The organism is Paenibacillus sp. 1-18 (assembly GCF_000520755.1).
Taxonomy (GTDB): Bacteria; Bacillota; Bacilli; order Paenibacillales; family Paenibacillaceae; genus Paenibacillus; species Paenibacillus brasilensis.
On record NZ_ASSB01000321.1, the window covers coordinates 1 to 26,991 of the forward strand.

Annotated in this window: 23 protein-coding genes and 3 pseudogenes; 8 read left to right on the forward strand and 18 right to left on the reverse strand. The window is 46.5% G+C overall.

Features of this window, described 5'->3' with window-relative positions; translation table 11 throughout:
- The 9 genes and pseudogenes from L693_RS0120660 to L693_RS0120695 all read right to left on the reverse strand — a co-directional run.
- A partial coding sequence (locus tag L693_RS0120660; protein WP_025719620.1) for an MFS transporter occupies positions 1-797 on the reverse strand: 797 nt, incomplete at its 3' end.
- 110 nt (positions 798-907) lie between these two features.
- Positions 908-2,416, reverse strand: a complete 1,509-nt coding sequence (locus L693_RS0120665) for an ATP-binding protein (RefSeq protein WP_269320857.1) — start codon at positions 2,414-2,416, stop codon at positions 908-910.
- Between the two features lie 30 nt (positions 2,417-2,446).
- The gene (locus L693_RS31645; RefSeq protein ID WP_231503719.1) at positions 2,447-2,626 is read right to left on the reverse strand and encodes a hypothetical protein; all 180 of its coding nucleotides are present in this window, start codon (positions 2,624-2,626) and stop codon (positions 2,447-2,449) included.
- A gap of 117 nt (positions 2,627-2,743) precedes the next feature.
- Entirely contained in the window at positions 2,744-2,959 is a 216-nt protein-coding gene (locus L693_RS31650; protein ID WP_025719581.1) for a cobalamin B12-binding domain-containing protein, read from the reverse strand.
- A gap of 102 nt (positions 2,960-3,061) precedes the next feature.
- Positions 3,062-3,133 (reverse strand): annotated as a pseudogene (locus L693_RS32180) (hypothetical protein); the annotation flags it as partial.
- 608 nt (positions 3,134-3,741) lie between these two features.
- On the reverse strand, positions 3,742-4,191 hold the full coding sequence (locus L693_RS0120680; protein ID WP_025719585.1) for a MarR family winged helix-turn-helix transcriptional regulator: 450 nt from the start codon (positions 4,189-4,191) through the stop codon (positions 3,742-3,744).
- A 207-nt stretch (positions 4,192-4,398) separates the two neighbouring features.
- Positions 4,399-4,848, reverse strand: a complete 450-nt coding sequence (locus L693_RS0120685) for a VanZ family protein (RefSeq protein ID WP_025719587.1) — start codon at positions 4,846-4,848, stop codon at positions 4,399-4,401.
- On the reverse strand, positions 4,848-5,516 hold the full coding sequence (gene rpiA / locus L693_RS0120690; protein ID WP_025719589.1) for a ribose-5-phosphate isomerase RpiA: 669 nt from the start codon (positions 5,514-5,516) through the stop codon (positions 4,848-4,850). Before rpiA ends, L693_RS0120685 begins: the two co-directional genes overlap by 1 nt.
- A gap of 61 nt (positions 5,517-5,577) precedes the next feature.
- On the reverse strand, positions 5,578-6,048 hold the full coding sequence (locus tag L693_RS0120695) for a GNAT family N-acetyltransferase (protein ID WP_025719591.1): 471 nt from the start codon (positions 6,046-6,048) through the stop codon (positions 5,578-5,580).
- Positions 6,049-6,513: 465 nt separating this feature from the next.
- Here L693_RS0120695 and L693_RS0120700 point away from each other — a divergent pair, with 465 nt between their 5' ends.
- The 3 genes from L693_RS0120700 to L693_RS0120710 all read left to right on the forward strand — a co-directional run bounded on the left by L693_RS0120700 (position 6,514) and on the right by L693_RS0120710 (position 13,234).
- A complete protein-coding gene (locus L693_RS0120700) occupies positions 6,514-8,283 on the forward strand; it encodes a methyl-accepting chemotaxis protein (RefSeq protein WP_025719592.1) in 1,770 nt (589 codons plus the stop codon).
- A gap of 143 nt (positions 8,284-8,426) precedes the next feature.
- Entirely contained in the window at positions 8,427-12,122 is a 3,696-nt protein-coding gene (locus L693_RS0120705; RefSeq protein ID WP_025719593.1) for a non-ribosomal peptide synthetase family protein, read from the forward strand.
- A 113-nt stretch (positions 12,123-12,235) separates the two neighbouring features.
- Positions 12,236-13,234: a polysaccharide deacetylase family protein gene (locus L693_RS0120710; RefSeq protein WP_025719594.1), complete on the forward strand. Its 999-nt coding sequence runs from the start codon at positions 12,236-12,238 to the stop codon at positions 13,232-13,234.
- Between the two features lie 92 nt (positions 13,235-13,326).
- On the opposite strand, the gene L693_RS0120715 is transcribed toward L693_RS0120710, so the two are convergent.
- Both L693_RS0120715 and L693_RS0120720 read right to left on the reverse strand, forming a co-directional pair.
- Positions 13,327-13,953 carry a TraX family protein gene (locus tag L693_RS0120715; protein WP_025719595.1) on the reverse strand — a complete coding sequence of 209 codons (627 nt, stop codon included), beginning with the start codon at positions 13,951-13,953 and terminating at the stop codon, positions 13,327-13,329.
- A gap of 21 nt (positions 13,954-13,974) precedes the next feature.
- Entirely contained in the window at positions 13,975-14,652 is a 678-nt protein-coding gene (locus L693_RS0120720; protein WP_231503720.1) for a CBS domain-containing protein, read from the reverse strand.
- Between the two features lie 218 nt (positions 14,653-14,870).
- Between L693_RS0120720 and fsa the strand changes: the two genes are divergently transcribed.
- The 3 genes from fsa to L693_RS0120735 all read left to right on the forward strand — a co-directional run bounded on the left by fsa (position 14,871) and on the right by L693_RS0120735 (position 17,359).
- Positions 14,871-15,518, forward strand: coding sequence for a fructose-6-phosphate aldolase (fsa, locus tag L693_RS0120725; protein WP_025719599.1), 648 nt, complete (start codon positions 14,871-14,873; stop codon positions 15,516-15,518).
- Positions 15,519-15,702: 184 nt separating this feature from the next.
- Positions 15,703-16,158 carry a MarR family winged helix-turn-helix transcriptional regulator gene (locus L693_RS0120730; protein WP_025719601.1) on the forward strand — a complete coding sequence of 152 codons (456 nt, stop codon included), beginning with the start codon at positions 15,703-15,705 and terminating at the stop codon, positions 16,156-16,158.
- Position 16,159: 1 nt separating this feature from the next.
- Positions 16,160-17,359, forward strand: coding sequence for an MFS transporter (locus L693_RS0120735; RefSeq protein WP_025719603.1), 1,200 nt, complete (start codon positions 16,160-16,162; stop codon positions 17,357-17,359).
- Positions 17,360-17,422: 63 nt separating this feature from the next.
- Here L693_RS0120735 and L693_RS0120740 read toward each other — a convergent pair whose 3' ends face one another.
- The gene (locus L693_RS0120740) at positions 17,423-18,733 is read right to left on the reverse strand and encodes an MFS transporter (protein ID WP_025719605.1); all 1,311 of its coding nucleotides are present in this window, start codon (positions 18,731-18,733) and stop codon (positions 17,423-17,425) included.
- 90 nt (positions 18,734-18,823) lie between these two features.
- Entirely contained in the window at positions 18,824-20,539 is a 1,716-nt protein-coding gene (locus L693_RS0120745; RefSeq protein ID WP_025719608.1) for a methyl-accepting chemotaxis protein, read from the reverse strand.
- 165 nt (positions 20,540-20,704) lie between these two features.
- Here L693_RS0120745 and L693_RS0120750 point away from each other — a divergent pair, with 165 nt between their 5' ends.
- Complete coding sequence (locus L693_RS0120750) at positions 20,705-21,670, forward strand: serine hydrolase domain-containing protein (RefSeq protein ID WP_025719609.1); 966 nt, start codon at positions 20,705-20,707, stop codon at positions 21,668-21,670.
- Positions 21,671-21,812: 142 nt separating this feature from the next.
- On the opposite strand, the pseudogene yicI reads toward L693_RS0120750, so the two are convergent.
- Positions 21,813-23,003: pseudogene (gene yicI / locus L693_RS0120755) on the reverse strand (alpha-xylosidase); the annotation flags it as partial.
- Between yicI and L693_RS0120760 the strand changes: the two are divergent.
- Positions 22,997-23,554, forward strand: a pseudogene (locus tag L693_RS0120760) (helix-turn-helix transcriptional regulator); the annotation flags it as partial. The pseudogenes yicI and L693_RS0120760 overlap by 7 nt on opposite strands.
- Positions 23,555-23,611: 57 nt before the next feature.
- On the opposite strand, the gene brnQ reads toward L693_RS0120760, so the two are convergent.
- From brnQ to L693_RS0120780, 4 genes are all read right to left on the reverse strand, one after another.
- Positions 23,612-24,964, reverse strand: a complete 1,353-nt coding sequence (gene brnQ, locus L693_RS0120765) for a branched-chain amino acid transport system II carrier protein (protein WP_025719614.1) — start codon at positions 24,962-24,964, stop codon at positions 23,612-23,614.
- Between the two features lie 461 nt (positions 24,965-25,425).
- Entirely contained in the window at positions 25,426-25,767 is a 342-nt protein-coding gene (locus tag L693_RS0120770) for a darcynin family protein (RefSeq protein WP_025719616.1), read from the reverse strand.
- Between the two features lie 82 nt (positions 25,768-25,849).
- Complete coding sequence (locus L693_RS0120775) at positions 25,850-26,431, reverse strand: Crp/Fnr family transcriptional regulator (protein ID WP_025719617.1); 582 nt, start codon at positions 26,429-26,431, stop codon at positions 25,850-25,852.
- 113 nt (positions 26,432-26,544) lie between these two features.
- Positions 26,545-26,991: adenine deaminase C-terminal domain-containing protein (locus tag L693_RS0120780; protein WP_025719618.1), on the reverse strand; the 447-nt coding region annotated here is incomplete at its 5' end.

The following is a 26,991-nucleotide window of genomic DNA, read 5'->3' on the forward strand; positions in this document are numbered from 1 at the left end:
AATACGCAAATCGCGTTGGCTGTGAGCATATATGTAAACCACCGGGTTCCTTCCGCGAAGGATAACGATAAAAATTGAGGCATCGTGGAATTGGAATGAGCATAGCCCATCACGCAAAATACGGTTCCAAGCAAAATCGGCATGAATATCGGATCACGGCTGGCTGTACGGAACGCCTCTCCCATCCGTAGCGGAGCTTCTCCCGTCGTGGTCCCTACATGCAGATCGGCGGCATACCGTGCAAATTGAACCAACAGCAACACCCCATACAAGGCGTACACACCAGCAGCTACCATAAACGGCGTCCCCGTGGATGCAGAGCCCAGTAGCAAACCGAGCAGCGGCCCTGCCACCACACCTACATTAATGGCCGCATACCTCATATTGTAGATAAGCAGCCTTTTTTCCTTGGGGGTTACATCCGATAACAGTGCTCGCGAGGTTGGCTCGAACAAGGACTTGCACAGCCCATTTAAGGCATTAATGACAAAAAAGGCCCAAGCCGCTTCAGCCAACGCAAAAGCAACGAATACAAGCGCCCAACTGGCGATGGACACCAGCATCACTTTACGCCGTCCGATGCGATCTGAAATATATCCACCGTAAAAGCTGGCAAAAATGCCAACTAATGAGCTGACCGAAACGATGATTCCCGTATGAAAGGGAGATACCCCCAAACGAGTGGTCAAATAAATGGACAAAAACGGTATGCTCATTGATGTGGCCATCCGGCCGAAAATAGTACCCGCAATAATCGTCCAGGCCAATGGGTGAATCGAACGCAGCTGTTCTTTCATATATGTCTCTCATGCCCTCCTTCTCTGTCCCAACCCCTTAAAAAACTTGCCCACCATCATAGAGGCGTTAAGAAGCGTTGTTTACAAGTCAAATAAGCGGGAAATCTCTCTCAGTTTTGGCCGATATATCGTTCCAGTTCCAAGCACGTTGCCTGATAAACAGACTGGAGCGCTGCCAGCTCACTTTCCGCTTCTGCGAGTCGGTTCTCGCGTGCAAACTGCTCAATATCGGACAGCAGCGTGGACAAGCGCCCGACACCCAGACTGACACTGCCCGATTTCAATTCATGGGCTACCCCCTCTACCTTTGCGGCTTCCACGGAGGCAGCCAGCTCTCTTAATGTATTGATTTTGGCAGGCGTATCACTAGTATACATATCGACCAGTGATTGCAGTAGTCCTGTAGTGCCATCCTCGTCCAGCAGCATAATTTCACGGATGACTTCCTCATCCAGGATAGGCTCAGCTTCAGGCTTGGGAAGCCATTTGACCAGCTTTTCAGTCAGCTTTTCAATTGTTACTGGCTTCATCAAATAATCGTTCACTCCTACCTCACGCCCCCGTTCGCGATCCACCTCGGACACATTTCCGGTGAGGGAAATAATCGGTACCGGTGGATGCTGGTCTTTTGCTTCACGCTGGCGGATCGCTTTTGTCGCATCATTACCATTTTGGAGGGGCATGTGATGATCCATCAGAATGCAAGCGTAGGATCGTTTGGCGGCCGCTTCGACCACGGCACGTCCATCCTCTGCAAAAACAATATGCTGGAATCCCAAGCGGTTAAGCTGCGATTGTATCACCTGGCGATTCACCCGATTATCCTCAGCCACCAAAATAGCTTGAGAATGACTATGCTCACGCAGCAACTCGCCAAGCGTCGTTAAATCAGCATTTTTATGCTTTTCTATTTCGTCTGCCTGTTTGGAGCCTTTCATCAAAGGAATTTCAAACCAGAACGTGGAGCCTTGTCCTTCCTCGCTGACGACTCCTATTTGTCCCTCCATGAGTTGTACAAAAGAGCTGCAAATCCATAGCCCCAGTCCGGTTCCCCCATATTGTGAGGCACTGCCTTCCCCCGCCTGCACATAAAGCTGAAAGAGCTTAGCCTGATCCTCAGGTGAAATTCCGATACCCGAATCCTGCACCTCAAACCGAACACGCTGGGAATCTTCTGTATCTTTCACCAATTTTGTTCGGACAACAAGCAATCCGCCACTCGTAAATTTATTGGCATTGTTCAGCAGATTGAGCAAGATCTGCATGATTCTTGCCGAATCTCCCTCCAAATGCTCTGCTACATTGGAATCGGTCTCTATACTCAAACGGTTGCCCATCTGATAGATTTGCGGCTCCAGCAGTTGGGCCACACGGCTCATAATCGCCTGAACCCTGACATTTCCGATCTCCAGCTCCATTTGTCCTGCTTCCACTTTGGATATATCAAGCAGATTATTAATCATGTTTAACAACAGGGATGCAGACTCACGTATAACACCAATGGCCTGCCGTTGATCTGGAGTAAGTCTGGATGAACCCAGCATTTCGATCATTCCAAGTATACCGTTCATGGGCGTTCTGAACTCATGGCTGACTACCGCGAGAAAAGTGCTTTTCAGTTCATTGGCCCTTACCGCTTCTTCCTTCGTTCATTTTAATTCCGCATTGCTTTTGGCCAGCTGGCGCTGCAGATTGACAAGCTCATTATTCATAGCTGAAAATTCATTCAGCAACTTTTCTTCCTCAGCCTTGCTTTTCACAATCTCGTCCGTTAATTGTTCAGCTGTTTTCCGCAGGACAGCCATTTCTGCTGCCGGTTCCTTCATCATTAAAGGCCCCCTTTACAAAATGACTTCCGGTTTCCAAGCCAAACTATTTACCGGGCGACAGTAATTCCATTGCAACCTCAATTGCTCCCTTGGCATCTGGTGCGCTTCCATCTGCCCCTAATTTCTCCCACAGGCGTGGATCGAGATTGAAGGGTAAGCCATAGTAGCCGAGATGGCCACCACATCCGCCTTATAACTCACAATTGCCTGAACCAAACTCCAATCAGGCACATTAGCACCTAGATAATACGTATCCCAACCATCCATCTCGAATAAATCAGCCAGCATACGCAAGCCAATTTCATGCTGCTCACTGCCTACACAAGCCGCCACCAGACTGAGTCCCTTATTTCCATTACCGATCCAGCTGGGATACAGGCTGGAAATAATAAATTGAGTAGCAGCCGTACAAAAATGCTCTTGTCCAACGGTGATTTTGCCTTCATGCCACAGTCGACCCAGTTCATATTGTGAAATTCGAAAAATATATTTGTAGATGTGTCGAATACACCTTCATCCAACAAATGGACAATCTGGTTCAAAGCCTGTCTGCGGTTACCTGCAAGCAAATATTCCAAATATTGAGCTACATCCATCGAGAATGGATTATCATCATTAATTGGTGACCAATTCCGCCAAGTCTCCTGCTTGCATTAGCAGGGACTCTCCTGCTGTATATTGCTGTATACTCATGTACAGCTCCTTCCCAGACAAGAACGATTTGTAACTGTAAGCAGGAACTGGGGAATACATCCGAGCGTGACTATTAGATAATTATACCTGATTTGCGTCTCTACATTAACCCTACTCCCCCAATTACGACAAAAAAATAAAATACCGGAAATACGGTATTTTCAGGCTGTCGAGAAACCCCCTGTTTTTTTAATGAGGTTTAAAATGGCCATTTTGATCAAATAAAAATGGGTCCTCAGATCGTTTTAAATCGATTTTTGTTTTAAAAGTTGAGTCTCCCCAAATAAAAAATAAAGTGTCGAGAAAGTCCGTTGGACTTTCTCGACACTCTGAAAATACCGGAAATACGGTATTTTATCTAAAAACATATTTAACCTGCAGTCCGAACGTGTGCAGCCTATGAGTCGTTATTTTTCTATCCCTCAGCTCTGTCCCTCAGCGGTTAGTCCAAGCTTTTTTAACAAATGGATGGCCTGCTCCTTCTCTTCCACAGACAGACCGTCCACCGTCTCCATAATAACACGATGGTGCTGTGGGAATATTTGCTCAAAGAAATGGCGTCCTTCGTCGGTCAATTCTGCATAAATCACACGCCGATCATCTTGTGATGCACGTCGGGTGAGCAAGTTTTTTTTCTGGAGCTTATCCACGACATACGTTATATTCCCACTGGAAATGAGCACCTTTTCCCCAATTTTTTGCAAGGGCTGTGGTCCGCGATAATACAACAGATCAAGTACACCAAATTCTGTTGTATTCAATCCATGACTATGAATATCACGATTCGTGCGGGACGTGACCGAATTATAGGCACGAGCCAGCACAACAAACAAATTAAGCGCCAAGTCCTGATCATCTGGTTTTACAGACATAGTAACAGCCTCCGTTAGTCATATCTTTATTCAAAGATATATTAATTGCATGCTTTTGTCAAGTTTAAGCGTTTATCCCTACTTCTTTTGCGATCATAATGAATTAATTCACCATTATTACGTGAACGTTGTCATTCATGAAGTAAAAAAGCCCACTCTCCACCCGTCACCAGTTTATGTGGTGACGGTACGAAGAACAGGACTTTTTTATGATGCAATCCCTAGTCTTTTTCGTAAAAATACATAGCCAACTCGGCCACAACATACACCCACAACATTCAGTATGATATCATCCACATCCATTGTACCTGCGCCTAGCAGCATTTGGGACACCTCAAGAATGATCAGCGCGGCCACCACCGTTAACAGCAGTCTGCCTATCCTGCGCATGGACACCCAAATGATCGGCAAAAGAACGCCGAAGGGAATGAATACACCAATATTCCCAAACAAATTAACACCCCATACCCGAAAAGGGAACGAATGCATTGCCCTCCAATATTGTCTAATTGTATCCAATGGAACGATATTATACGAATACGGAGGTCCCGGTCGCAGGGTACGCCCAAATCCGAGAAACATCCAGTATATTAGAAGCGCTGTATATAAAATAAGTAGCACACATGCCACACTACGAAGCAGTCGAGTACCTGGCATTACTTATTACGAATGTCGATTTGTCCATTGGCTCGTGCGATAATGACCTGATCCGCCATATTAATGAACAATCCGTTATCGACGACCCCCGGAATTTGATTCAATCGGATTTCCAACTCTTGCGGGTTCTCAATCGTCCCATAACGGCAATCGGCAATATAATTACCGTTATCCGTCAGGAAACGCTCGCCGTCTTGTATACGCCATTCCGCTTGGCAACCTGTCTGCCGCAAGGCCTCCAACGTCCACTCACTGGCAAAAGGTACAACCTCGACAGGCAAGGGAAATGTGCCCAGCACCTTTACATCCTTCGACTCATCTACAATAATGATTAATCGGTCACTGTTGCTTTCCACAATTTTTTCTCTCAGCAGAGCTCCGCCCCCGCCCTTAACCAGTACCAGATGCTCATTCACTTCGTCTGCCCCGTCAATGGTAACGTCGAGCCTTCCAATCTGATCGAACGGAATGATGGGAATTCCCAGCTCTCTGGCCAGATCCTCCGAGGCTTGGGATGTAGCTACAGCCTGTATATGTAATCCTTGTGCTACACGCTCACCGATTTTTTGAATAGCCCAATAAGCTGTCGAGCCTGTACCAAGTCCTACTTTCATGCCATCCTGAATCGCCTCTACTGCTTTTTCAGCCGCTTTTTGCTTCAAATTCATGATCATCTCTCCTGCTATATAGGCTAGTATTGATTTACCATTCATTTTACATGAAACCGTTTTATAAGGACAGATGCAACTTTTTACCATAACAAAGACTGTTTACATCGTGTTCATATTCGCCGAATCGTTCAATGGGTTCATAACCCTGCTTGGTATAGAGAGCAATTGATTCAGGTTGAGCCGCGCCGGTTTCCAGCTTGATCCTTAAAATTCCCTGCTTTTGAGCCTCATTTTCCAAAAAGGATAACAGGCTGGCACCAATTCCTTGCCTGCGATAAGAGGAATCGACATAAAATCTTTTAAGCTCCATCTCTTCCTTATCTATAGGCCTAAGCCCTCCACATGCAACAGGTTTTCCATCCATATACACAACAGCGAAAATCATTTCTTTTACTTTTGGATTGGAAAAATCAACCAGATAAATTTCGTCGGCAGGATACCTTTCCAGCAAGTCCTCATCCAGCCTCTGAATTAATTCATGCAGATCTGCATGATCACTTTTAACCTTTACAGTCGTAAGCTTCGACATGCTTCTTATCTCTCTTCCCTATGCATGGATATATGGGCTCATTTCGCAAACAATTCACAAAAACCGCGACAAATCAAGCATTTGCAACGCTAAATATGAAAAATGTCCCAAATTGGCATGTGCAATTGACTCTATTATAAAGTATGATGGTTTCTGTTGAACAGTTGCTTGTAGACTGAACCGAATACAAATTTCAAGTTGAAGTATAAATTGGAATATACTGAAACAAACTCAGCGATTACCTATTAAAATTAATTTTTCATTGTGTAAGGTATTCATTTCAAGAGCATTTTGTACGACATATATATAGGGATATCATACTTGTACATAAAAGGACTAAAGACCTATTACTTAAAGTTCAAGTGCCTATTATCTCTATTCTTCGTTTGTGAGGGGAACTTGATTATCTCATTCGATAAGCGGTTCAACACCATATACAAAAATACAACCAGGGAGTGGAACATTTTGAAAAAGTGGAGTAGCTTATCATTCTTCACCAAGAACTTATTATTATCATTCTTCAACATCGTATTGATCGGGCTAGTCCTCATCGTCTCCAGCTATTTGATCCAACGTACGATTTTGATAGACCAGTTGCACGGGCAAGTGGAGAAAATCACATTGAAATGGGCCAAGGGCATCAGTGCAGATGAAGTAACCCAAGCCGTTCAAGAAAAAAATTATGACGGACCTGTTCAAACCAAACTCCGTGCTTATCTGGATAGTATCATGGCGACGAATCCAAATATCTCTCATGCCTATATTTTTGGAACGGAGCTGCAAGACGGCGATCAGACATCCATTGTTGCGATGCCGACCGATCTGAGAGAATCATTTGAGAAAGAAAAAATGGGCGTTGGCGCCATGTACCAGCAGCCAAATGTCGTGGCAGTAAGCCTGACCGATATGCTGGACAGCGGCAAACCAACCTTTACCAGCTTCTATGATGACTCTTTTGGTACATGGACCACTTTAATGACTCCGATTAAAGATCCTAGTGGCAAAATCTTTGCATATTTTGCTGTCGATGCAGATGCCGGTGCTGTACCTGCCGGATTGACCAAGTTGCTCATTAGTGGTGCTACCATTTTGGTCATTTTCCTACTGATCTGTCTGGCGCTTCAATATTGGGTAGTAAGACGCACTTTGACACCGATTAAGCAACTGATGTACGGCATCAGTGAAGTAAGCAGAGGGAATCTGGACGTTCAAATTCGTGCAGGCCAAGATGATTTGGGATTGGTGAATCAGAACTTTAATGACATGGTGAGCCATATTAACAGCATCATGACCAAAGTGAAGCAGACAACGGATGAAGTCAATGAATCAGCGAAAGAGCTGCTCGCAATCTGCGAACAAAACGGTGTTAATTCAAACATTATTAATCAGAATATCAATGAAATTACGGATAACATCCGCGCACAAGAAAAAGCAACAGGAGACAGCGCACGAGCCATGTCTGAAATGGCTTCGGTCATCCAAAATATCGCAGCCAGCTCTGCTACTGTTGCAGAAGAAGCAAATTCGGTCGAGAAACGCTCTAATGAAGGTAACGAAATTGTAGGCAAGGTTTCTTCGCAAATGCATTTAATTACAGACTCTGTTACCAATACATCCCGTATTATTAAACTGCTGGATAGCCGCTCGCAAGAAATTGGTAACATTATTGGTACGATTTCAGGTATTTCAAGCCAAACTAATCTGCTTGCCTTGAATGCTTCTATTGAAGCTGCACGTGTCGGTGAAGAAGGCAAAGGTTTTGCCGTCGTTGCCAGTGAGGTTCGCAAGTTGGCAGAGCAATCTGCGGAGGCAACCAAACAAATCACATCTTTAATAGAAGAAATTCAAAGTGAAATCGGGCAAGCCGTGACATCCATGGAGAAAGGTACCGTTGAAGTTCAGAATGGGATCGTTGTAGCTGGACAGGCTGGTGAGCTGTTCAATGACATTTTGCAAGCAACTAAAAATGTAGCATTGCAAATTCAAGAAGTATCCAGTGCTACGGAGGAAATCTCTGCAGGTACACAAGAAATGACAGCAACCGCGGATGATCTCTCTTCCACCGTGAGTAAAACTGCTAACAACAGCATTCATATTGCCCAAACGGTTGATGAGCAAAAGGCTTCTCTGGACTCCATCATTGATTCGTCCCATAAATTGACGTCCATGTCTGAAGAGCTTCAGGAAATTACTTCTTATTTCAAAATTAAGGACACCAGCCGTACTAAATCGTAACAACCATCTATCGACTTCAAGCTCATATTCAAAAGTAAGTCGTTTTGTAATGCCTCCCTCCTGTTCATGCATTTGAAGGGATAGGAGGCATTTATTGACTTTACCTAAATATTAAGACATCAAACATTCAGGAGGTAAGCGTAATGGCTTCATTACTACAAAACAGTTCACAAACATCTCCATCCCCATTCCTGGTTCCCTTGGATTTTGCACGTACACAACGCAAGCATACATACTCTACTTATCAGGTAGAGCTAGAACCGTCCGTCTCGGAGCATCTGAACCAGCAAGCAGCGGCGGAAGACAAGCAAGCGTTGCTATTATCAGCGTATACCGCATGGGTATACCGCCTGTCCGCAGAAGAAGAAGTATCTTTTTCGACTTTTGTGCCTCAATCCGGTCTGCTCACAGCTTCACTGACGATGGAAAAGGAAACGACTTTTCATGAACTGGCAGGCTTATTCCAGGAAATGCTTCGCAAGTCTGACGCTTACCTGGCGGAACCACAGGCCGATACGTCATTTTCGACAAATCTGCCCACAGACAGCGGCGCAGAATCCCGGATTATGGACTGGGCTGTCAGCAAAAATAATGGATCTTATCAAATACAGATACGGTATGATGATTCACTCCTTCTGGAAACAACGGTTGTCCGGTATGCAGAATATTTTGAAATCCTTCTGCGTGGCGCGCTAACCCACAGCCATGCTCTTGTGAATTCAATTGATATATTGTCTGATGCGGATCGGGCGGCTCACGAAGCTTTAAATAATACAGTCGTGAAGTACCCCGAGCATCAAACCATTCACGGTATGTTTGAGGAGGCGGCTTCACAATATCCTGATTGTCCAGCTATCGCTTCCCACGCCGGAGAGTATACGTACCGTGAGCTGAACGAGCGTGCGAACCAGGTCGCACGTGTGTTGTTGTCCAAGGGTCTTGCCAAAGGCGAATTCGTGACCATCTTCATGGAACGGAGCCTGGAGACCGTTATTTCCCTGCTCGGCATCCTGAAAGCCGGAGGCGTGTACGTACCTGTCGATCCAGCCCATCCCGCTGACCGGAGCAGCTACATTGTTGAGGATACGCGTTCTCCCTTTGTCCTGACAACTTCCGCACTGATGGAGCAAGCGACTGAACTGTGCGGGTCTATTGATACCGTAAAAGAAATTTTAGCCATTAACGGGCCACTCGCGGGTTATGCCGCAAGCAACCCGAACGTTAACGTAGGCCCGGATGATCTCGCTTATGTTATCTACACATCCGGCTCGACAGGCAAACCAAAAGGGGCCTTGATCGCTCACCGCGGGGTCGTTAACTTGGGGGCTGTTGTGCAACGCGATTGCGACATCACACCTCAGGATGTATTGACCCAATTCGCGACCTATAGCTTCGATGCATCGGTTTGGGATACGATTGGAGCCTTGTTCTACGGTGCAAAGCTGTACCTGCTGTCCTCCGAAGAACGTGTATCCGTTGAAGAATTCGCAGAAGCCATCGCACGCACCGGTACGACGATTATTACGATTTTGCCGACTGTGTTCTTTAATCAGCTGTCTACGTACTTATCAGACGAAGGCTATCGTAAACTCGCCAAAGTACGGATTGTTACCGTGGCAGGCGAAGCGCTGTACGGCTCACAGGTTCGAGCCTTCCAGAGTAAATTCGGTACAGATACAGACATTGTCAACGTATATGGACCGACCGAGTGCACCGTAGCGACGACGACCCACCGTGTTCGTGGTGCTATGCCTGAGCATGTCGTTAACATTCCGATCGGCAAACCGATTTACAATTACAAAGTCTACATCGTTAACGAGGACAACAAGCTGTGTCCTGTCAATATTCCAGGTGAAGTGTGCATCGCTACGCCTGCGTTGGCCCATGGCTACCTCCATCAGCCGGAGCGTACAGCTCAATCGTTCGTGGACAACCCTTTTGTTCCGGGTGAAAAAATGTACCGCTCGGGCGATATCGCCAAGCTGCTGCCAGATGGCACAATTGAATACGTGAGCCGGAAGGATTCACAGCTCAAAATTCGGGGGAACCGGATCGAAATTGGAGAGATTGAGGACCATTTTTCCAAGCATCCGGGTGTTCAGGACGTGGCTGTCGTAGCTGTTAAGGATCATACCGATCAAAATATGCTGGTGGGCTATTTCACCACTTCGGATGGACAATCCATCCCGCAGGATGTAATTCAGTCCTATATCGGGAGCAAGCTGCCCTCCTATTTTGTACCGAGCCATGTCGTGCATCTGGAGGCTATGCCAATTTCACCAACGGGCAAGATCGACCGGAAAAAGCTGGCCCTGCGCCCGCTTCCTGAAGCATCTGACCTTTCATTTGGCGGGGAGCCTGTCCGGGAAGGGACCGAAACACTCATTGCGGAAGCATGGGCACAAGTGCTTGGCAAAAACAATATTGGCGCGACCGATGATTTCTTTCTGATCGGGGGCGATTCACTTCGTGTCATTCATGTGCTGGCTATTTTGAAGCCGCGTTATGGCGCATTGCGTATCGGAGATTTTTTCCGCTATAAAACCATTCGTGAGCTTGCAGAATACGTGGAGCAATTAGGTGCAGAACAAGCTCCGCAACGCAAACCAGTGGCGGTTCCTCAAGAAAAAACTGACCTGAATGAGCATCCGATTGAGCTGTCCAGCACTTCGGATATGGCTGAAGTGCGCGACATGCGTGTTATTCTGTTGACCGGAGCTACAGGCTATCTTGGTTCACACATTCTATATGAACTGCTTCAACGGACAGAAGCCCAGGTGTATGCGATGGTACGCCCTTCTCAGGAGGGACCATCCGGTATCGAGCGTATTCAATCTGTCATGACAGGGTATTTCGGACCCCATATCTCTGACTTGATCGAAGGACGAGTCAAACCCGTGTATGGAGATCTGGAACAGGCGGATCTTGGCCTCTCCTCTGCAGACCGTCATATGCTGGAGCATCAAATCGACGGCATCATTCACAGCGCCGCTGACGTTCGCCATTTTGGTGATTCAGCAGCCTTTGATCGTACGAATGTGACCGGGACGCTGGAGCTGCTGAAAATCGCCCAAGCGAAGCCAGGAGTATCCTTCCATCATGTCTCAACAATGGGCATACCGGAGGATCTAGCCAATGAGGGAAAATGGGAATCGGTATTGGATCTGTCCTCCTTCCCGGAGGATCTGAATGTGGACAACCTGTACACGAACAGTAAGCTGGCGGCAGAAAAGCTGTTGTTCCAAGCGGCTCAAGCAGGTACGCCTGTCTCCATCTATCGCGCAGGTAATTTGACGGCCCACTCGGAGAACGGGCGCTTCCAGCGTAATATCGACAGCAATGCATACTATCGTATGATGAAAGCTATGTTGCTGCTGGGCAAGGCACCACAGGCTGATTGGCATACAGACTTCACGCCGATTGATTATGCCAGCCGGGCGATTGTAGAGCTGTCCGTTCATCCAAAAAGCGCGAACCGCGTTTTCCATATCTGCAATCCGAACCCACTTCCATATGACGAGCTGATTGCTATGGTAAACAAGCTTGGTTATGTCGTGGAAACCCTGCCTTTTGACGATTACAGCACCTGGCTGCTAAATCCGTCTTCTGGCATTCAGGAGGATGCGCTTCATCTTGCTATGGGACAGCTCGAAGGCGACGGAGCCAAAGATTCTGCTTATCGGTACGGATGCACTGTAACCGCGTCAATACTGGAGCAGACGGGCGTTCAATGCCCGGCAACCGACCTGAAGTTTATTCGGAACCTGATCCAGCACGCCGTTGAGATCGGTTATTTCCCGGCTTCATCCAAAATATCCGCAAAAGCAACACAGAGGTAACAAAGTTGTGATATTTCCCCCGCGTGGGTTAGGTATGATACACTATATTTTAGTTTTAAATTTAGCATTGCCTCTATTCTCAGAATTTTTTGCATGCGGGGGATATCATTCACATGAAACACATTTTTTTCAAAAGAGCGCTACTGATCATAGGCTTGATGGCTGTTTTAGGAATTTTGGTGTATGAAGCACGTACCATATATCACACGCCTGTAGCCAAAGGAACTCACCGCACACGCACGGCTAATGCGGATCGACTGGTACGCCATCTATTCTCACTGACGCCTACACCGGATAAAGTATATTACCAAAACAAAGTCATTGTTTTGATGTACCATGAGGTGACTAAGTCTCCACCTGATCCCGGTGCACTGAAGCTCAGTAATTTTAAGAAGCAGTTGGACGAAATGAAAGCAAACGGCTTCCACTGGATTACGATGAAAGAATATACGAACTTTATTTTAAATAAAGCCAAGGTTCCTGATAACGCGGTACTCATGACATTTGACGACGGCTATGAATCCTTTTATACGGACGCCTTCCCCGTGTTAAAAGAATACCGCGTACCGGCAACCAACTTTCTCATCACATCCACAATCAGCAATCCCAAGCACATTGGTATTCGTAAGCTGACATGGGATCAAATCGCACAAATGCATGCCGAGGGGATTGACTTTTATAATCATACCAATGACCAGCATGCATACGGATACTCCAACACAGCACGCACCAAGCAAAAGCCGCTTCTGATGGCTCCGGTGTATTCGAAAAAACTGGGACGGATGGAAACCGAGGATGAGTTTAAACAGCGAGTTTACACCGATCTGGACACGGCTGACAAGAAGCTGTTCAAGCATCTGCACAATGATCAGAAGGTACTTGCCTTCCCTTATGGCGGATATACCAAGGAAACGCTGGATATTTGCCGCTCCTTGGGCATAGACGTTACGTTCACGGTAAAACGTGGCATTAATTCGCCGGGACAGACGAATGGCTATCGCGTTAATGCAGGCGGAATCCATAACATTCCGGAAGTCTTGGTGCAATATATGAAGGAGGGTGCTCCCCTTCGGCCGTTGCCTTTTGCCCAAGGCCCCAACACGGTATCCTAACACAAACGTTGTCTAGCTCATTTTTATGATAAAAAAGGAACCTTTCAACCATGTATGCTATGGTTGAAAGGTTCCTTTTTGGGTTGATGAGATTAGAATGAGGGCCAAATGCGAATCACCGCAATAACAGCCAAATGCACCGGGTAAAAGCTGCGCCACAACCAACGTGGAACCCGACTATAAAATCCGCTCTTTTCGGATGCAAAGCATGCAATCAAAATGCTGGACAGCAGACTAAAATGCTGGATATTCGCGTGGTGCACCAGATCATATACCACGTTCAAGGCAAAATGGGCTCCAACCATCCTATATGAACGTGTATAGCGATAAATAAGGACAAGCAACAGGCCATAGGCTCCATAATCCATCAGGCTAAGCTCCATCACCAGAGCCGTCACGACATAAAGACACGTAATTGCGGCCCAATGCTTCAAGCGGGACGCGGCAGCCAGCGCCAGCAACGAAGCCAACAGCGTCCAAATTACATTCGGCCTATACACATCAAATGCCAGCATATAGGGTAGTTGGGAAATCAGGGCGAGCCCAAGGAGACGGAGCATGTAGCTCCGCATATCTCTTGTCCGGTCATACCCCATATACAGGGCGTACGCATAGATGGGAAAAGCGAGCCTGCCGGCAATTCTCCAAGCCGGATCTGCCGGGAAAAACACAAGCCCGACATGGTCAATCAGCATCGTCAGCATGGCCAACCAGTACATATAAGGCCCCCTTATATGGTTTTATGTCCTTTCCTCCGTCAAGCCTAGAATAGCGTTCATGATATCCGTTTTTGTAACCCGTCCCACCAGTTCCTGATTTTGAGCTGTGGAGGTACATTGCTCGTCCAGAACCGGAAGGCAATTGACCTGATGACGGACCAGCCTTGATATGGCCTCCAGCAAAGAATCACCCGGAAGCAGCGTCGTCATTTGTGCCCGCCGCGTCATAGCCATGGTCACCGGGACGGTGTGAAGATCGGTATCCCCTAGCATGACCTTCAACAAATCCTTGCGGGTAACAATGCCGATGAGCTCCTGCTCCTCCCCTGTGACCATCAGCGTGCCTGTATTTTGCTGAAATAGCATTAACACCGCATCATAGGCGGTAGCATCGCCAGATATCAGGATCGGTTCACTAAGTATATCAGCGACAGTCAGCTTTTTCAGCATGCTGCCAACATGACTATCATATTTTGGGTACTGTCCTGGCAAGTATCCTACCTTGGGCTTGGCATCCACCAGGCCGAGCATAACGAGCAAAGCAAGATCAGAACGGAGAGTCGGTCGTGTCAACCCCAGCTCTTCAGCAATTTTATCCCCCGTAACAGGCGCCAGGCGCTGGACAATATTAACAATTTCACGCTGTCTTTCGGACAGTTGAATAATGATTACCTCCTTATAAAATGGGGTAGTATACATTATAGATACACATAGATCGGCATGTTTCAGCAGTTTCCGACAATTCATCAAATTTTAATCATAGACCGCTTGTTTTCAAATTTAAAATGTGTCACAATTACAAATGTAATACATACTAATTATAAGTTTAACGTGTGCAATAAGCTACATTTAAATATGCTTTATGCACATGTTTTGATTATGTATTATGTAATATAAAACCCTGAGGAGGAAATCAAATGAAATTTTTCTTGGATACTGGTAACATTGAAGAAATCAAACGTATTGAACGTTTGGGCCTGGTTGATGGTGTAACAACGAACCCTTCGCTGATTGCCAAAGAAGGCCGAGTGTTCAAGGAAGTCATTCAGGAGATTTGCAGTATCGTTGAAGGTCCCGTAAGCGCTGAGGTTATTGGACTGAAAGCTGAAGATATGCTCAAGGAAGCTTATGACATTGCGAAATGGGCCCCTAACGTCGTGATCAAGCTGCCTATGACCGAAGACGGCTTGTACGCTTGCAACGAGTTGACCAAAAACGGAATCAAAACGAATGTAACACTGATTTTCTCCGCAGCTCAAGGTTTGATGGCTGCCAAAGCTGGTGCTACTTTTATCAGCCCATTCGTAGGACGTCTGGATGATATCGCTGTTGACGGTATGAAGCTGATTCGTGAGCTGAGACAAATTTTGGACATTCATGGCCTGAAATCCGAAATCATCGCGGCTTCGATCCGTAACATCAAGCATGTGGAAGATGCTGCTCTGGCTGGCGCCCATATCGCCACTATCCCAGGTTCCTTGCTTCCTTCCCTGTGGAAACACCCGCTGACAGACAGCGGTATTGAACGCTTCCTGAAGGACTGGGAAACTGTACCTAAGGCTTAATTCGCCATTCATGGCAAAACGATATTGCGTTACACAAACAGCCCGTATATTGCGGGCTGTTTTTTTGGCCTTGTATAAAGGCTGAACAACTTTTTTTGACAAAACAACTTGTTGACCATATAATTGTTTTGACAACTAATTAATTTCGAAATATATATTAAGGAAAAACAGAAAGGGGCTGCTTATGCATAACTTGCCTCCCGATTGTTCCATTGGCATGCTGCTGGGGATTACTCATCGCAAAATGAGTCAACAGCTCACACATCGCCTTAAACCGTATGATATTTCCCCAGAGCAATGGTCGGTTCTGTACCAAATCTATCAGGCCGAGGGTTTAAATCAGAAGGAAATTGCAGCCAAGGCCGTCAAGGATCAGCCTACTACAACCCGAATTATTGATTTGCTGGACAAGAAGGGCTGGGTACAGCGTGTGAATAGTCGACAGGATCGCCGGGCCTTTTTGCTTCACTTGACTGAGGCAGGCCGACAGCTTATTGAGAAGACACTTCCTGTCGAACGTGATGCCAACGAAGATTTTGTAAAGGGAATTTCTTCTGACGATTTGAAGCTGTTCCGCCAAACTCTTTTACAAATTCACACCAACATAAGCGAATCAGAGAAACAAGGAGAGAACGATTAATATGCAACAAGGCAAGCAACCTCTTTGGACCAAGGAATTTATCGTTCTTACGGTTTCCAATCTATTTTTGTTTCTGGAATTACAAATGATCGTATCTTCCATTCCTTCCTATGTGAAAAATGCATTCCACGCCACCTCCATCCAGGTCAGTCTCGTTACGACACTGTTCGCTCTGAGCGCAATTGCTGCAAGGCTTTTTTCTGCCCGCATGCTGGAAAAAGGACACCGTAGCATTCTGATTTTCGTCGGACTACTGTTTGCTCTTGTAGGAACGCTGGGATACAGTGTATCACCGACGATTGCAGTGCTTCTGCTCATGCGTATGCTGTTTGGGATCGGCTTCGGCATGAGCAGCACCGCCTTTCCAACGATGGCGTCTGACGTGATTCCATCCAAACGTCTTGGTGAAGGAATGGGATTTTTTAGTTTGTCCACCAGTTTGGCTATGTCCATTGGCCCGACCATAGGCATATCCATGCTGCAATACGGCAGCTTTAACCTGCTTGTATATTCGACAGCAGCCGTGATTATTGTTATTTTTCCACTGGCCTACTGGCTGGTTCGTACGCTGCCCAAAGGGCATATCGAACCGCCGATGGTTCCTTTGGAAGAGGGACGAAAACCGGCATTGAACCGCAAGTTATGGATTCCTGCCTTACTGAACATGCTGATGTCTATCACGTATGGCGGATTAATCGGCTTTATGGCGCTTTACGGGGATGAAGCCAATCTTTCGCACCCGGCCTACTTTTTCCTGTTCAATGCGATATCCGTGCTGGTCGTGCGTCCCTTCTCGGGCCGTATTTACGATAAAAAAGGGGCGAAAGCAATACTCATCCCTGGCTCCCTGTTTCTGATTGGCGGGCTGATCCTGCTTTCCTATGCTCACAGTGATGCCTTCATGTATCTGTCTGCTCTTTGCTACGGCATCGGTTTCGGTGTCATGCAACCGACCCTGCAAACCTGGATGATTCAGGTCGTATCTCCCAAGCAGAGGGGCATGGCAAACGGTATGTTTCTCAACTCCCTCGATTTCGGGGTTGCAGCCGGAGCACTTATCCTCGGCATTATCGCCAAAGCAAGTGATTATGCGTGGATGTACCGTCTTTCCTCGCTGTTTATTGTGCTGTTCTTGCTGATCTATGTCATTCAAATCATCGCAAGCCGCAAGTCTAAAACACATATACCTCTTGAGGGGTAATGAAAAAGCATCCTATACCATGTTTCGTCCCGGGTGCTTTTTCATTTTGAAATCTATTTGTTTTTATTTCGCAGGAGTTTTGCGTCTTAGCTTGGAAGAAAGCGGCTTTTCTTTTGAAACTCCTGTCAGCTCTTCGGTCGCTTTCCTACGATTAACGGATGGGTCATCCGCTGTTTCATCCTGCTCAGGTTTGACTGCCAGCAGCATCAACAGAGCAGCAATCCCTCCCACTCCGGCCATCACGCCAAAGAGCAGACCATGTCCGCTGCGGCCCTGCAGTAGGGATACAACCGGTGGACCTAGCGACACCCCAACAAAGCGCATGCTGCTGTACAAGGCAGTAATCGTTCCACGCTCTTCTTTTTCAATTCCCTTTGTAATCAAGGCATCCAAACAAGGCAGTGCTAGCCCAATTCCCCCGCCCCCTAGAGTAAACAAGCCGATCACCACATAGATATGTTCAAAAAATCCGAGAATAGCAAAGCTGATCGTCAATATTACCAAACCGCTCAAGCCAATCCATTTCATGCGCTTCTTATGCTTGCCAATGATCTTGCCCCCCAAATAGGAGCACAGACAAAGGGAAACCAGCGGGATGGCAAGCACAAAGCCTTTCCAGACTCCATGAAGGTTGTAACGACTTTCCAGTATGTCGGATAGGTAGAATAGAACGCCAAAAATGACGAACATACAAATGCCGCCCATGGCGAAAATAGCGTATAGCCAGCGTCCTTTTTCGGCAAGCACCTGCTTTACTTTTCCGGCAAACTCTCGAAACGTAGTCGGTTGATTCTTGCGCTTAGGCACATGGATCAGCCAAAGCACCAAAATAAGCGAAATCAGACAGAGGACCGGAATCACCGCCAGTGGTAAAAACCACAGAACTGCTCCCAATGCGGCACCGAGTATCGGACTTAACACTTTTCCGAATGTATTATAGGTCTCAACCACACCCAGGTTCTTGCTGGCCTCATTCTCGTCCTCGTACAGATCACCCACAAGCGGAATGACGATTGGAAAAGCTCCTGCCGCTCCCGCGCCCTGAAGCAGGCGACCTCCTATAATGGTCCAATACGCTGCCATATCTTGAAGCAGCCATGCTCCCGCTGCAGAAATCCCCCCTCCTATGACCGTCAGCACCAAGCTGGGAACGATCACCGCTTTGCGTCCAAATCGGTCGGATAGGTAGCCTGCAATCGGAATCAGCAAAATAGCCACCACCGCATATACCGTAATCAACATGCTTATGCGAAAAGAATTGACATGCAGCTTACGTCCAATTTCCGGCAATACAGGAATCAGCATCGAATTACCCAGCGTCATCATCAGCGGGATGGAACCTAATGCAAGCAGGATTCCTTTATTTTGTTGCATCCCGTTACCACCTTTGTACAAGTAATAACACAGCTGTACAGATTCTTGGAACAGGTATTATTGTGTTTACATAGGTGTAGATTTATGCGGCTATACCTTAAATCCTCCGACCCTTGCATTCAGGAGCTGCGACATATCCGCCAGCGTGTGAATAGATGATGCAATTTCCTCCATGGAAGCCTGCTGCTCCTCAGCCGCTGCGCTGACGCTCTGCGTTCCCCCTGCCGACCGCTCCGCAACCTCGCGAATACGTTCTACGGCTTCCACCATCCGTTCTGAGCTGCCCGACATCTGCTCCACTGACCGATTTACACCGTGAATCTGTTCGCTGACCTGGTGAATGGAGCTTCCAATCTGACGAAATGCTGTTTCAGCGGATTGCATGACCTTTACACCGGACTGCACTTCAACCGTCCCGGCCTCCATACTTGATGACACATTCCCGACATGATCCTGAATATTTTGCACAAAATGTGTGATTTCCGCTGCCGAGACCGTTACCTGCTCAGCCAATCTTCTTACCTCTGAGGCTACCACCGCAAAGCCTTTGCCCTGCTCTCCCGCTCTTGCCGCTTCAATGGACGCGTTAAGCGCAAGCATTCCTGTCTGCTTGGCAATTCCGGTAATGACGGAGCCGATCATTCCAATCTGCTCGGCCTGTTCACTGAGCAAACGTACAGCTTGTGCAGAGCTGTCTACACTTTCGCTGACTTTTACCATTTGACGCATGGCCTGACCTATCGATTGTTCCCCCGCTGCCGCTTCTTTAGTAACCGTATCAGACAACTCATACACCTGCTGGCTTGTCACTGCAATATGCTCCAGTTCATGGGCAAGCTCCTTCACGGTATCTGTGGTTCGTGCAATATCATCAACCTGATGCTCCATACCAGACGCAAGCTCTTCCATGATCCCGGAAGTATGACGATTGGCCTGGTTCATTTCCCCGGTATTTACGCTAACCCGCTCAGCGGTGACGGATAATGTACGCGCCGTATCCTGGGCATCCACTATAATATTGCGAAATCCCTCGATCAGCTTATTGTAAGAGCTGGCAATCATGCCGATCTCGTCTTTGGACGTAATATCAAGTCGGCCTCGCAAATCCCCTCCGCCCTTCGACATTTCCAACAACTGCTCATTCATATGATGTAACGGACGAATGGAACGAATCAAAATGATGGATTGTGCAACACTATAAATGATAATAAGAAATCCTACGATGCTCGTAATCAAGGTTGTGTTCGTCATCGTTCGGTGTGCCTGTTGTACTTTCGCCCCGACCATGTCATCCTGAGCTTTGACGAAGGCTATCACCTTTACATCAAGCTGCTTGCGCAAAACTCGTTCGTTTTCAAATTCATTTAGCAAATCGGAAAACGGCGGGAATGTGTCTCTTGTATTCCGATACCCGGCTGTAGTCACTAAGCTATGAACCTGGTTCATATAGCTATTGATCTCTGTCTTGAGATCAGCCATCTTTTTCTTCATATCCTCACTGCCTGTATTAAGCAAAGCTTCCGTCTCCTGGAGCAGCTTCACAATTTCACTCTGTTTCTTTTCGATCTCTTGCCCGTACTGCTCGTCCCGAGTTAGCAAATATCCCCGCTCATCATTGGATATCCCGTTCAACAAAAATTGAAGCGACTTTGAGTTATATGCAATCGTCTCCTCACGGTTCAAAATATCCTTGTACTCGTTCTCGCTATGTACGCTTAAAATGTAATTTGTCAGCAGCATGGCCGCAATCACACCTGGAATAAGCAGCGCGCTAAGAATCATCTTGGTCTTAATTGTTAAATTCATAAATCGGTCCCCCAGTTATGTCTGAATAAAATGCCCAACTTATTATATATCGTTTAATTCAGCGTTTTTTTGAAGTTTTCAGGCTTTTATTTGTCGGATTTAAATGATTAAAATGATATACTATGTATTTGTATGCCCATAAGCCCCAATTCAAGGAGGACCTGCATGAAAAGTTTGGAGCTTACCTCGCTTATTCACGAGCTTTACGGGCTAGAAACCCGTAGTTGCCTGATTGAGCAACAGGGGAACTTGATATTGGAATACTATCGTGAGCCTGAAATCGCTAATGAACTTTATAAAATAAATTCCTGTACCAAAAGCGTGCTGTCAGCCTTAGTCAGTATCGCCATGGACCAGCACATCGTACCGCATTGGGACACGCCGATCCTCGAATTTTTCCCCAGGTTGACCGGGGACAATGATCCTCAAAAGCGTGATATTACGATTGAGCATCTGCTGACAATGTCCGCAGGCTTTAGCTGGATGGAATTTGGCGGACAAAATTCTTTTCCGACCATGAGCAAAACTTCAGATTGGGTGCAATTTGTACTTTCACAGCCACTATCAGACATGCCGGGTACAAAAATGGAGTACAGTTCTGGCTGTTCCCAGCTTTTGGCCACTATACTGCGTTATACCTCCGGACAAAAGGTGGCTGAGTTTGCCGAGCAGCAATTATTCCAACCACTCGGTATCGAGAGCTACTATTGGGAAACCGACCCTCAAGGCACTCATACTGGAGGCTTCGGGCTACGTCTCAAGCCGATGGACATGCTCAAATTCGGACGGCTTTATCTGAACGAAGGAGGCTGGAACGGACGCCAGCTCATCCAAACGGAGACGGTCCGTTCCTCCACCCGTCCGTTCCTTCCGGCCGCCAAACCACAAAAAGCATTTTACGGCTGGCACTGGTGGACCTCTTCCTTTTTGGACGATCCAGGGTTAGACAAAACAGCAAAAAACACTGAAATAGCGTATTATTACGCACTCGGCTTTGGTGGCCAATATATTGTTGTCGTCCCGTCATATGACATGGTAGTTGTCGTTACCGCTGATAAATTCAAAAAGAAACGAACCCCTGTAGATATTTTCCGGCAGTATATTGTACCGCTGCTGCTCCAGCAAGCATAGACGGCAAATCACAATCAAAGTTGAAAATCCCTTAATAGACAACACAAGTGCAAAAAAGGGTCTGCCAGTTTAATCAGGCAAACCCTTTTCTGCGATCCAATCGCTATACTATGCAAATTTTATACGCGAACGAGTGCCTTACCTAGCCCAAGTGAATGATAAGCTCCTGCTGTCCACTCGAGGCAGGTGTAATGATTACACCCTGGTTCCCCGACCGACTGCTGCCGTCTTCCACTTGAACAGCCTCGTGGATACCGCGCAGAACTAACGACCAAGGCTTAACAGCCCCCTCTGCCCTCACAGTAATGGTCAAATTCTTGCGGCTGGCAGTGACAATCAGTTCTTCTTGCCCTGACGTATTCACGATAACGGCCCGTGCCTGCTGATCCTCACCAAGCGCAAACAAATGGAGTGCCACTTGCTCCGCGTAATCATAATCCGCACGGCTGTCCTCATGACCGATCGCGAGCAGCGTATTCGGCTTCACAAGCACAGGCAGGGTTGTAAAATCGTGATGCTCGTTGACCCAACGCCCACCCGTTACGCTTTCATTCGTCAATAAGTTCGTCCACTGACCCTCTGGTACGTAATACTGCACATCTCCTTCTTTATTAAAGATTGGAGCCACCAGGATGGAATCTCCCAGCATGTATTGCAGATCCAGCGTTGCACAGGTTGGGTCCTGCGGAAATTCCAAAACCATAGCCCGCATCATCGGCAGTCCTTTTACCGAGGACTCCACCGCCGACGAGTACAGGTACGGCATCAGCGAGCATTTGAGCTTGGTAAAGCTGCGCACTACGTCCACCGATTCTTCGTCGAACAGCCAAGGCACGCGGTACGACTCATTTCCGTGTAGACGGCTGTGAGAGGACAGAAGTCCAAACTGTACCCATCGTTTGTACACGTCCGGCGCAGCCGTTAGTTCAAAGCCGCTAATGTCATGGCTCCAGAAGCCAAAGCCGCTCAAACCAAGCGATAAGCCGCCCCGCAGTGATTCCGCCATCGACTCATACGTCGACGAGCAATCGCCGCCCCAGTGGATCGGAAACTGTTGTCCCCCGGCTGTAGCAGAACGTGCAAACAACGCCGCTTCATTTTTCCCCAGCTTTTCCTCCAGTACATCAAAAACAGCCTTGTTGTACAAATAGGTGTAATAGTTATGCATTTTCACCGGGTCCGAGCCGTCATAATAGACGACATCCGTAGGAATACGCTCACCAAAGTCGGTTTTGAAGCAATCCACGCCCTGATCCAGCAGCACCTTCAGCTTATCCTGATACCAGGCCACCGCAGCCGGATTTGTAAAGTCAACCAGCCCCATTCCCGCCTGCCCATATTCGTGGCGTGCAGCCTTGGGAGCAGGAGGTGCTGACCGCGTTGCGGCGCATCATCACCAGCCATGAGCAGAACACACCTGCCCGTGAGCTGACGACCAAAGCACAGCTCTATGGCATAATCGCCAGCCTGTATCCACATATGAAACCCGCTAACGGAGCGGACGTCATTATGGCGGGTCAACGCAGCAAGGTCGAACGGATCAAAAAAGCACTGGCGTACATCAACAGTCATGCCCATGAACCCATTCGGCTGCGTGAGGTCGCCGATGAGATCGGAATGAGTGAGGGGCATTTTTGCCGTTTTTTTAAGCAGATGGTTCAGAAAAGCCCGGTTGAATATATCAACTATCATCGGATTCAGAAGGCTTGCAGGTTGCTGGAGCAAAGTGACCGCAAAGTAGTTGATATCGCGCTGGATGTTGGCTTTGACAATCTAAGCTATTTTATTGCGACCTCTAAAAAATGGAACGGCCTGACTCCTTCGCAGTACCGCAAGCAGCATGAAGCGGATCAGGCGCTTGCTGTCCCTTATATAACAGACTGAAATGCTTAATCAGACCGAATTGATGAAAATATCTAAATTGCCTGCTAAGCAATTCATTTATTTTTTTGGCTTTATAAGTATTAGAGCTATTTTTCTTCTCTTAACATAATAAAATATATAGCCCCCTACTCCTCCTAAAACAGAGGGGATTAACCACCCTAACCCTACATCATATAATGGAAGAAGCTGCGTGAAAAAGTCATTAATTACTTTAATTTTTATTCCAGCAGCATTCAAGCCATCAAATAGACTAATGATAAAGGTTAATATCAAACTGCCCTGATATACTTCGGACTTTCCTTTAAATACGGGATGTAAAAACGTTAAAAATATTAGAGAAATAGCAATAGGATATATTGTCATCAATACTGGCGTTGAAACCTTAATGAGCTGTGTTAAACCTATGTTGGCTACAAGAGTACTAAAAATAGATAACATGACAGCTATTCTTTTATAAGAGATTTTTGGAAATAATCCATGGAAAAAGGAAGAGCAGGAAGTAATAAGCCCCACACTTGTCGTTAAGCACGCTACTGTAATCATTAAGCCCAATAAAATAGAACCGTAAGATCCAAAATAATAGGATGAAACCTTGGCTAACACCTCAGCGCCATTTCCTAAAACACCCAATTTTTCAACACTAGAAGCTCCCATATATGCAAGAGACGTATAGATAAAGGCTAAGAGTATAACCGCAATAGTTATCGCTTTGGCACAAATGATCATCAACTCTTTTTTAGTAGTAGCTCCTCTTTCCTTAATTGCATTCACAATGATAATTCCAAAAATAAAGGCTACAAGAGCATCCAATGTTAAATAACCCTCTTGGAAGCCTTTGAAAAAGACATGCGATGTATAACCCTCAGCAGGTTCCTGGAATTTTCCTATTGGGTGAATAAGAGATACAACCACAAGTAATCCAATGAAGGTCAATTTAATGGGTGTTAGAAACTTTCCGATTACATCAATAATTTTTGTAGGGTTAAGTGATAACAAGCATGCAACTCCAAAAAAAAGGATAGTAAATACAAAAAGTGCGACAGAATGATCTGCATCGTTTGTAAAAAAAGGCTTTACTCCAATTTCAAATGACACGCTACCGGTTCTAGGAATTGCATATAAAGGGCCAATGGCAAGATAAAGGATCGTTGTAAAGACAATACCGAATACGGGATGTACACGACTCGCTAAGGTCTGCAAATCGCTTTTTCCCGAAAAAACAAAGGCTGTGACGGCTAGTAACGGTAAACCAACTCCGGTAACCAAGAAGCCCGCATTGGCTATCCATACATTCTTTCCAGCCATTTGACCAAGCATAGGTGGAAAGATTAGATTCCCTGCACCAAAAAATAAGGCAAATAGCATTGATCCTATAATGATAATAAAGGACGTAGAAACACTTTTCGACATAATAAATCCTCCAACCACGAACTCACAACGTTTTGTTATTATTCGTTTTCTTTTAATTTTGTATAGTATATGTTAATAGGGGCGTAACCAATTGTTGCGAGCAATTTTATTAGCACTCAACCTGTTCCTTTAGGATGAGTGAGTTTCGTCTAACCCGTCATTACACAATACTCTATATATGATCACTGTTTCAAGTAACTTTGTACTTGCAAAATAAATCACTTCATACCCTTGCTGCTTCTATACTCGCATTTAGTGAAAGCAAGTTGGTTCGGGCTGCTATATCACTGATCATAGCTTCTCGCTAAAAGCGATATTATTCATCGAAACCTCAACCGGAAATTTCATCTCCAAAAAGATAAAAGACGAATTCCCAGCTGAATATAAACAGCATAGGAACCGTCTTGTTTAAAGCACCACAAGCTAAACTTTTAAATTTAGATTGAAAGAGGTGTGGGTGTTTATTTTTCCATCTGTAGTATTTCTGATTCATAAGACTGGAAAGCATTTTCCATGCCCATTATCACATTCTTAATCTTCATGTACCCCTTGGTATACGGCTGGGAGTCACGAATTTCTTCCCACATATAGTGATACTGCTTCATATCTTCCGTTTCGCATATAACAAAATCAGTATAATCCTTGCCCGGCAGCGCTTCTGCATCAAAAAAACGAACCTGAACATGCTCGCTGTATTTTTGAATGGTAGCTTGCAAGGCCCCCGCATGTTTGCGACGTTCTTCCCGAGGCAAAGCCAACCAGGAAGGATAAAATTCCAATAATACAATCATCATATACCGCATATACCTGTCTCCTTTTTAGTGAAGCTTGTATGAATTTATCATTATTGTACGCTGCTTGTCTGCAAAGCCGCATTAACATAGGTTAATACGGATCGCTGCGCAGCAAACGACTAAGGGATACAGGGGATATACCTATGTAAGAAGCGATATGATATTGTGCAATTCGCTTGTCCAATCCGGGGTATTTGAGAAGAAAGGCGTGATAACGTTCCTTAGCAGAAAGATACAATAATTCGCGTTCCCGTTCCTCTTTGCGAATGTACAGTCTCTCCACACTCTTGCGAACGAATCTTTCCCACATATGGCTTGTATCCATAAGCTCCTTCAACACGAGATATGGAATTTCAATGACTACCGAATCCTCCATAGCCTCGATTGTAAAGGTCGATCTTTCTCCTGTGACCATCGCCCCGTAGGAGGTTACGTAATCATCTTCAGGCGAAAAACCAACATTATATTCTCTGCCATCCGCTAATGTATAGAACAAACGGAATAATCCTTCTACACAAAAATAAGCATGCTGCACAGGTTCACCAGCCTCGATAAGATACGTTCCCTGCTGTACATGCCTCACATCGGTTCGTTCTACAAATCTATCCCAATCCTGCTCTATAATCGAGGCTTGATGAGCCATTTTTTCTAATGAACGATAATAGGGATGCATCTGCTCACCGCTCCTCGAGCATTTATTAAGGAATCGAAGACTTTATATACAGAAAACAGGGGCTATCCCCTGGGTCTTTGACCTTGTGGGACAACCCCCGGCTACGTGTTCTATCAGGCTTCCGCTGCATCCTCTTCCACGAAAAGAGATACTTTGCGGATACCGTCCGCTCCTATCACGACAAGCCCCTGATCCGACAAGCGGATTTCAGGGATGACGACCAACGCGAGCAGCGACAGTGTCATCAGCGCGTTGTTCAGCATGCAGCCGGATTGCTGAAGTGCCCGGCTGATACTCTCGGACTGCGCAGCCACCTCTGCAAACGGGGCCGGGGACATCAGGCCCGCGATCGGCAGCGGGAAGCGCGTCTCGCCCGAGGCGGCTACAACCACCACGCCACCACGCATGGCGACGGCCTGCTTTGCCGCCTGGGTCATTAGCTCGTCATCGTTACCAATGACGAGCAGATTGTGACTGTCATGCGCCACGGTCATGGCTATCGCGGCCGGCTCGGTGAAGCCGACGCCTGTCACGAGCGCCACCGCGTGGCTACCACTGGC